This is a genomic window from Nocardioides sp., assembly GCF_050699375.1.
GTDB lineage: Bacteria > Actinomycetota > Actinomycetes > Propionibacteriales > Nocardioidaceae > Nocardioides.
This window is the reverse complement of record NZ_JBOHDN010000402.1, coordinates 1-7,652: the sequence shown is the minus strand read 5'-3', so window position 1 is coordinate 7,652 and position 7,652 is coordinate 1. Positions and strand designations below refer to the sequence as shown.

The window sequence follows — 7,652 nt, the reverse complement described above, 5'->3', positions numbered from 1 at the left end:
GAGGTCACCCCCGCAGGCCGAGAGGTCACCTTTGCAGGCCGAGAGGTCACCTTTGCAGGCCGAGAGGTCACCCCCGCAGGCTGAGAAGTCACCCCTGCAGGCCGAGAAGTCACCGAGGTGCCAACTCGACCTGCACAAGTGACCTTTCGGCCTGCAGACCTGACTTCTCGGCCTGCAAAGGTGACCTTGGGTTCAAGGGGTGAGCGCAACACCTGATCGATGAGGGGTGTTGCGAATGGTGCGTCGGATGGGTCGCCCGAGGTTGTCGCGGGGTGTTGCGGGACGGTTCTGGGCTGGGGTGCGAGAGGGTCTCTCGACCGAGGAGGCCGCTGCGGCTGTTGGCGTGTCGTGGCACTCGGGTCGGCGGTGGATCGTGCAGCGTGGTGGGGTGATGCCGCCAGCTGGGGTGGGGAGCGGGTCGAGGTCGTTGAGTCTTGGGGAGCGTGAGCAGATCGGGCTGTGGCATGCCGAAGAGGTCGGCGGGCGAGAGATCGCCCGACGGCTGGGGCGTTCGCCCTCCACGATCAGCCGGGAGCTGAGGCGGCTGCCGGCGCCGGGCAACAGGTACCGCTCCCCGCCGTACCTGCCATCGGCGGCTCAGGCCGATGCCGATACGAAGGCCACCCGGGCCAAGCCGGCCAAGCTGGTCACGAACCTGCGGTTACGCGCTGTGGTCGAAGAACGGTTGGCGAAGAACTTCAGCCCCGAGCAGATCGCGGGCACACTGCGTAAGGACTTTCCCGAGGATCCGGAGATGTGGGTGTCACACGAGGCGATCTACCAGTCGCTCTACGTTCAGGGCCGTGGCGGCCTGAAACGGGAGCTGACCAGGAATCTTCGTACCGGCCGGGCCATCCGCAAGCCTCGTCGTAGCGGGCAGCAGCGGCGGGCCAGGATCACCGGGATGATCAACATCGCCGAGCGTCCCGCCACCGTCGAGGACAGGGCCATCCCCGGTGACTGGGAAGGTGACCTGATCCTCGGGTCGACGGCCTCGGCCTCGGCGATCGGGACGCTGGTCGAGCGTGTCAGCGGGTTCGTGATGCTGCTGCACCTGCCCGGTGACCACACCGCCGAGACCGTCGCCGAAGCGATGATCACCAAGATCAGCGAGCTGCCCGAACAGCTGCGTCGTTCGGTGACCTGGGACCAAGGCGCAGAGATGGCCCGCCACGCCCAGATCACCGCCGCGACCGGGATCGACATCTACTTCTGCGACCCTCACTCACCCTGGCAGCGGGGCAGCAACGAGAACACCAACGGGCTGCTACGCCAGTACCTACCCAAGGGCACCGACCTGTCCAGATGGGGACCGGGCTACCTCGACATGATCGCAGCCGAACTCAACGCCCGACCCCGCAAACGCCACAACTGGGCAACCCCCGCCGAAGTCCTCGACCAGCTACTGTCGAACCCGTCAGATCCACCTGGTGTTGCGAGCACCGCTTGAATCCGCCGACCTCTCGGCCTGCAGAAGTGACCTCTCGGCCGGTGTGGCTACTCGGCGAGGTGGTCGTTCTCGGCTCGCTTGGCGGCGGCGCGGAGCTCGAAGAGCTCGCTGGCGAGGCCACCGATGGCCCCGGCAACATCGCGTACGGCACCGGTGATGATCATGGTGACCTGGCCGACCGTGGTTGCGGTGACCTCGACGGCACTCTGGGCGACATCCTTGCGGATCTCGTTCTTGCTCAGTTCAGGCTCCATGACAACCCATTGTGGCCGCTCTTCCGTCATGCCGCGACCTCCTCGAGGGCGGGAGCGGTGCCGACGGGGGCGACGGTCCGGCTCTTGCGGTCGGGGAGGGCGTACCTGCAGATCTTCTTGAACACCCCGAAGAGCTGCTTGCCCAGCGGGCCGGTGTTGTACGCCAGGCCGTAGCGCTCGCAGATCTCGCGGACCTCCTCGGCGATCTCCGGGTAGCGGCGCGCGGGGAGGTCGGGGAAGAGGTGGTGCTCGATCTGGTAGGACAGGTTTCCGGACATGATGTGGAAGCGGCGCCCACCGGTGATGTTGGCGGAGCCGAGGAGCTGGCGGTAGTACCAGTGCCCCTGGGTCTCGTCCTCACACTCCTCCTGCGAGAACGACGCGACGCCGGCCGGGAAGTGCCCGCAGAAGATGATGTTGAACGTCCAGATGTTGCGGATGATGTTGGCGGTGAAGTTCCCCGCGAACGTAAGCGGCGCGAGCGGACCGGTGAGCAGCGGGAAGAGCACGTAGTCCTTGAGCGTCTGCTTCTTCACCTTCCGCCAGATCCGAGCGCCGATCTCCTTGTTCTCGGCCCAGGTCCGGCGACCGGCGACGAGCTCGTCGACCTCGAGGTCGTGCATCGCCACGCCCCACTCGAAGAACGTCATCAGCAGGAAGGCGTACAGCGGGTTGCCCAGATAGTAGGGGTGCCACTCCTGGTCCTCGTCCATCCGGAGGACGCCGTAGCCCACGTCGCGGTCCTTGCCCACGATGTTCGTGAACGTGTGGTGCATGTAGTTGTGGCCGTACTTCCAGTTCTCCGACGGCGCCATCGTGTCCCACTCGAACATGCGCGAGTTGAGGTCGGGGTCGCCCATCCAGTCGTACTGGCCGTGCATGACGTTGTGCCCGATCTCCATGTTGTCGAGGATCTTGGAGATCGACAGACAGGCGACGGCCGGGATCCAGCCGATCACGGGCAGGTAGTAGAGCGAGCGACCCACGACCTCGAAGGCGCGCTGCTTCTTGACGATGTCGTAGATGTACGCCGAGTCCTCCTCGCCCAGGTCGGCGACGATCCGCTGGCGGATGGCGTCCATCTCGGCCCCGAAGGACTCGAGCTCCTCGGCGGTGAGCCGGCGGTTGCCGGTGTTCTCCACGGTGGTCATTGTTGTCTTCCTTACGCGTTCGTGTTGGGGAGGGATCCGCGGCGCTCAGAGGTCGACAGCACAGTCGCCCTCGGGCGTGCTCACGCAGATCCGGATCTGTTCGTCGGGAAGCTCGGAGGTCTCGCCGGTGAGGACGTTGCGGACCAGTCCGGAGCTCTTGTTGGTGGTGCAGGAGAAGCAGATCCCCATCCGGCAGCCGGACTCGGGGGTCAGCCCCGCGGCCTCGGCCTGGTCGAGGATCGTGGCGCCGTCGTTCGCGACGGTCTTGCCGGTCGTGGTGAACTCCATCTCTCCGCCGGCCACGCCGCCGCCCCGCGGCGGCTTGAAGTACTCCACCCGGAGTTCCTCGGACCCGTCGTACGCAGCCTTGGCCGCGTCGATGAGCGACTCCGGCCCGCAGGCCCAGGTCGGCACGTCGCGGTAGCCGGGGACGAGCTTCTCCAGCAGCGCCGGCGAGAGGTAGGGCGCCCCGTCGGCGGTGTGCATGACGTGCAGGTCGACGCCGTGGCCCTGGCCGCGGATCTCCTCGAGCTCCTCGGCGAAGATCTGGCGGTCGGCACTGGGCGCCCAGTGCAGGAACGTGACCTTGCCGCGGTGCGTACGCCGCTGCAGCGAGCGCAGCATGGACATCACCGGGGTGATGCCGGAGCCGCCGGAGATCAGCACGATGTGCTCGGGCACGCGGTCGGGGAGGACGAAGTCGCCCTCGGCCTGCGAGAGGTGCACGAGCGTGCCGACGGTGGCCCGCTCGGTCAGGTACTTGGAGATGCTGTACGGCGTCGCGTGCTCGTCGTCGTGGGCACGCACCGTGATGGTGAGCGGCTCCCCCGGCTTACCCTCTGTGTTGGAGACGGTGAAGACGCGAGTCGTACGCCGCCCCTCCCCCGTGTCGACGCCGACGCTGACGTGCTGGCCGGCGCGGTGGCCGCGCCAGGTCGAGGTGGGCTGCAGGGTCACGGTCGCCACACGGGGTGCGCCGGGCGCACTGACCTCCGGGTGGATGTCGACGATGCGGGCGCGCACCTCGTGCGCTGCCATCATCGGGTTGATCTGGGTAAGGTAGCGGTCGATGCCGTGCGGTGAGGCGAGCGCCGCAACCGTGCGGGAGCGGAGGATCCGGCCGCCGAGGTCGAGTGCCATGTGTTTCGCCTTTCAGTGAACATCTGTACACCGACAACAATGGCGGGTCGCGCGACCGCACGTCAAGGCAACATCACTGTGGCTCGGATCACGGTGCACAGTTGTGCACTCGGTCTTGTACCGGGCTCTGCCCTAGGATGGTCTGGTGATCGAGACGGGTACGGAGCCGGAGAGCCGCGCGGAGCGCAAGCTCCGCACCCGACGGGCGATCCTCGACGCGACGCTGGAGCTGTGCTCCGACAGCTCGCTGGCCGCACTCTCGCTACGTCAGGTCGCCAAGCAGGTCGGCATCGTGCCGACCGCGTTCTACCGCCACTTCGACTCCATCGAGTCGCTCGGGCTGGCCCTGGTCGAGGAGTCCTTCGACTCGCTGCGCGCCCTGTTCCGCGACGTACGCCGCAACGCACGGGCCGACCAAGATATCGTCGACGGCTCGATCGATGCCCTCGTCGACCACGTTCACCGGCGCCGTGACCACTTCGGGTTCATCGCCCGCGAGCGTGTCGCCGGGCCGCGTTCGGTGCGTGAGGCGATCCACCGCGAGATCGAGCTCTGCGAGCGTGAGCTCGCCACCGACCTGGCCCTGATGACCGGCACCGACACCTGGACCGCCAAGGACCTGCACGTGCTCTCGTCGCTGTTCGTGACCGTTCTGGTCGCCACCGCCGAGCAGATCCTCTCGACCAACCGCGCCGAGCAGGAGGAGCAGATCATCGCCACCGTGCGTACGCAGCTGAGGATGCTCCTGGTCGGCGTCTACCACTGGCGATCCGAGCGGTAGGACAGCCTCCGTCAGCAGCCGCAGGCCGCGGGCTCGCGCCCGTGCTCGCACAGCTCGGCGAGCTCGGCATCGAGATCCAGACCGGGGTCCTGGTCGGCCTCCGCGTCGGGCTCCCCGTGTCCCTCCGCCCGAGCTGGCAGCAGGACAGCCATCGCGACCACGACCAGCGCAAGCGCGGCGCTGACGAGGAAGGCGGCCTGCAGGCCACTCACCTGGGCGGCGACGGCACCGACCTCGTCGACGACCTGCTCGCCACGTACGGACATCACGGTCACCGCCAGAGCGGTGCCGAACGCGGCCGAGACCTGCTGCAGCGTGCCCAGGATCGAGGACCCGTGGGAGTAGAGGTGCTCAGGCAACGATCCGAGACCGAGCGTGAAGACCGGCGTGAAGGCCGCGGCCAGGCTGACCATCAGGACCATGTGCAGCACGAGCACCAGCCAGTAGGGCGTGGTCAACGAGATCTGCGAGAGCCCGCCGAGCGCGACGACGATGCCGACGGAGCCCGGGATCACGAGCACACGACCGCCGTACGCGTCGAAGATCCGCCCGACCGACGGCCCGAGCAGACCCATCGCGAGGCCGCCGGGCATGACCAGCAGACCCGTGTAGAGCGGGGAGAGCCCGCGAACGGTCTGCAGGTAGAGCGGCAGCAGGATCATCGAGCCCATCATCGCCAGGAACGCGATCGCCATCAGGACCAGCGACTTGGTGAAGGTGGAGTGCCGGAAAGCGCGCAGGTCGAGCAGGGGCGAGCCGACCCGCTGCAGTCGGAGCTGACGGAGCACGAACCCGAGGATCAGCAGCACACCGACGCCGGCGATCGCCAGCGGTGCCCCGACCTCGCCCTCGGCGAACCGGCTCAGCCCGTAGACGAGCGACCCGAATCCGAGCGCGGCGACGACCACGGACAACCAGTCCACGGTCGACTCCTCGGTCTCACCGACGTTCTCGAGGCGACGCAGCCCCGACCACGCGACCCCGGCCGCGATCGGCAGCACGAGCGCGAAGAGCAGCCGCCACGAGCCGAACTGCAGGATCAGGCCGGACACGGTCGGGCCCAGGGCGGGAGCGACCGAGATCGCCATCGTGACGTTGCCCATCACCCGGCCCCGGTCGCTCTCGTTGACCACTGTCATCAGCGTGGTCATCAGCAGCGGCATCATCACCGCGGTGCCGGCCGCCTGGATGACCCGACCGGCGAGCAGGACACCGAAGACCGGTGCCAGCGCCGAGATGAGGGTGCCTGCGATGAAGACACCCATCGCCGTGGCGTACGCCGTCCTGGTCGTCACCCGCTGCAGGAACCAGCCGGTCACCGGGATCACCGAGGCCATGGTCAGCATGAATGCGGTCGAGACCCACTGGGCGGCGTGCTCGGTGACCCCGAAGCTGGTCATCAGGTTCGGGATCGCGTTGAGCATGATCGTCTCGTTGAGGATCACCACGAAGGTGGCCAGCACGAGCAGGTTGATGACGGCAGGCGTACGCCTCTTCTCACCGTCCATCGGACGCTGTGATGTTGTGACGGCAGCAGTCATGAGAAGTTCCTCGGGTGGTTCGCGGGGGCCCGTTGCCACCCGCTCTCATACATAGATCGAACGGGCCAGGCTGATTTCGACATCACGCCACGAGAAACTTTTCCGAACCCCCCGGCGGTGACACTCAATGGTCCCTTGCAGAACCGAGGGGAGTCGAACGATATTCCGTACGTCACACCCGAGCCCGGATCCACCGATGGCCACCCCCAGCGTCACCGAACGGGTGCGCCGGGCGGGGGCGGTGGATCCGGGCGCTGCGTCAGAGGGTGAAGACGACCTTCCCGAAGAGGTCACCGGCGTGCATCGCCTCGAAGCCCGCCTTGGCCTCGGACAGGGGCATCGTGCGGTCGATCAGCGGCTTGGCGCCGGTGGCCTCGAGCATCGAGACCAGCGACGCGAGGTCACCGCGGGTGCCCATCGTCGAGCCGATCACCTTCAGCTGCAGGAAGAAGATGTTGGTCAGCATCGCGTCGTCGAGATCGGCACCGGAGGTGGTGCCGCTGATGACGATCGCCCCGCCCGGCCGCAACGAACGCACCGAGTGCTTCCAGGTCGCCCGTCCGACGGTCTCGATCACCGCGTCGACCTTGACCGGCAGCCGCTCGCCGCTCGGCAGGGCCTCGTGGGCACCGAGCTCGAGCGCCCGCTTCTGCTTCGCCTCGTCACGAGAGGTGGCGTACACCTTCAGCCCGGCCGCACGAGCGAGCGTGATCGCCGCTGTCGCCACTCCCCCACCGGCGCCCTGCACGAGAACGCTGTCGCCGGCCTTGAGGCCGCCCTGGGTGAAGAGCATCCGGTAGGCGGTCAGCCATGCCGTAGGAAGGCAGGCGGCCTCCTCGAACGACATCCCGGCCGGCTTCGAGACGACATTGCGTCGCGGCACGACCACCCTCTCGGCCAACGTGCCCTGGTAACGCTCTGAGAGCAGCGACCGCTTCGGGTCGAGGGTCTCGTCGCCGCTCCAGTCGGGCGAGGAGATCACCGAGTGCACGACCACCTCGTTGCCGTCCTCGTCGAGCCCCGCGGCGTCACACCCCAGGATCATCGGCAGCGCCTCCGCCTTGAGTCCCACCCCCTGCAGCGACCACAGGTCGTGGTGGTTGAGCGAGGCGGCCTTCACGGTGACCGTCGTCCACCCCTCGGGTGCGACCGGATCGGGCCGCTCCCCCAGCACCAGGCCGGAGATCGGATCGTCGGATGAGAACTTCTCGGCGTACGCAGCGAACATACGCCGACCCTACCGAATGCCGACCCGGCGCAACCGTCCCTCTCAAACCCGCCGAGTCGGCTCGTCCTGACCACACCAGACGCCGAGTCGGCTCGTCAGAACGAGCC

At 67.6% G+C, this 7,652-nt stretch carries 7 protein-coding genes; 2 read left to right on the top strand and 5 right to left on the bottom strand.

The genetic code is table 11. The features are described 5' to 3' along the window. Nucleotides 1-235: 235 nt before the first annotated feature. Nucleotides 236-1,450, top strand: a complete 1,215-nt coding sequence (locus ACRDPS_RS26420; protein ID WP_431504647.1) for an IS30 family transposase — start codon at nt 236-238, stop codon at nt 1,448-1,450. 47 nt (nt 1,451-1,497) lie between these two features. On the opposite strand, the gene ACRDPS_RS26415 is transcribed toward ACRDPS_RS26420, so the two are convergent. The 3 genes from ACRDPS_RS26415 to ACRDPS_RS26405 are packed head-to-tail and all read right to left on the bottom strand — an operon-like array spanning nt 1,498 to nt 3,995. Beyond that, the gene (locus ACRDPS_RS26415) at nt 1,498-1,704 is read right to left on the bottom strand and encodes a hypothetical protein (RefSeq protein ID WP_431504646.1); all 207 of its coding nucleotides are present in this window, start codon (nt 1,702-1,704) and stop codon (nt 1,498-1,500) included. Between the two features lie 26 nt (nt 1,705-1,730). After that, complete coding sequence (locus ACRDPS_RS26410; RefSeq protein WP_431504645.1) at nt 1,731-2,855, bottom strand: fatty acid desaturase family protein; 1,125 nt, start codon at nt 2,853-2,855, stop codon at nt 1,731-1,733. A gap of 45 nt (nt 2,856-2,900) precedes the next feature. Next, nucleotides 2,901-3,995 carry a flavin reductase family protein gene (locus ACRDPS_RS26405; RefSeq protein ID WP_431504644.1) on the bottom strand — a complete coding sequence of 365 codons (1,095 nt, stop codon included), beginning with the start codon at nt 3,993-3,995 and terminating at the stop codon, nt 2,901-2,903. A 145-nt stretch (nt 3,996-4,140) separates the two neighbouring features. On the opposite strand from ACRDPS_RS26405, the gene ACRDPS_RS26400 reads away from it, so the two are divergent. Next, on the top strand, nt 4,141-4,776 hold the full coding sequence (locus ACRDPS_RS26400; RefSeq protein ID WP_431504643.1) for a TetR family transcriptional regulator: 636 nt from the start codon (nt 4,141-4,143) through the stop codon (nt 4,774-4,776). 11 nt (nt 4,777-4,787) lie between these two features. On the opposite strand, the gene ACRDPS_RS26395 is transcribed toward ACRDPS_RS26400, so the two are convergent. Both ACRDPS_RS26395 and ACRDPS_RS26390 read right to left on the bottom strand, forming a co-directional pair. Continuing rightward, complete coding sequence (locus tag ACRDPS_RS26395; RefSeq protein ID WP_431504642.1) at nt 4,788-6,317, bottom strand: MDR family MFS transporter; 1,530 nt, start codon at nt 6,315-6,317, stop codon at nt 4,788-4,790. Nucleotides 6,318-6,576: 259 nt separating this feature from the next. Then, on the bottom strand, nt 6,577-7,545 hold the full coding sequence (locus tag ACRDPS_RS26390) for a zinc-binding dehydrogenase (protein ID WP_431504641.1): 969 nt from the start codon (nt 7,543-7,545) through the stop codon (nt 6,577-6,579). Nucleotides 7,546-7,652: the final 107 nt, after the last annotated feature.

Excerpts from the sequence above, each read along its gene's own strand:
- ACRDPS_RS26420 (WP_431504647.1), top strand. The coding sequence starts at position 236 with ATGGTGCGTCGGATGGGTCGCCCGAGGTTGTCGCGGGGTGTTGCGGGA.
- ACRDPS_RS26415 (WP_431504646.1), bottom strand. The coding sequence starts at position 1,704 with ATGGAGCCTGAACTGAGCAAGAACGAGATCCGCAAGGATGTCGCCCAG.
- ACRDPS_RS26410 (WP_431504645.1), bottom strand. The coding sequence starts at position 2,855 with ATGACCACCGTGGAGAACACCGGCAACCGCCGGCTCACCGCCGAGGAG.
- ACRDPS_RS26405 (WP_431504644.1), bottom strand. The coding sequence starts at position 3,995 with ATGGCACTCGACCTCGGCGGCCGGATCCTCCGCTCCCGCACGGTTGCG.
- ACRDPS_RS26395 (WP_431504642.1), bottom strand. The coding sequence starts at position 6,317 with ATGACTGCTGCCGTCACAACATCACAGCGTCCGATGGACGGTGAGAAG.
- ACRDPS_RS26390 (WP_431504641.1), bottom strand. The coding sequence starts at position 7,545 with ATGTTCGCTGCGTACGCCGAGAAGTTCTCATCCGACGATCCGATCTCC.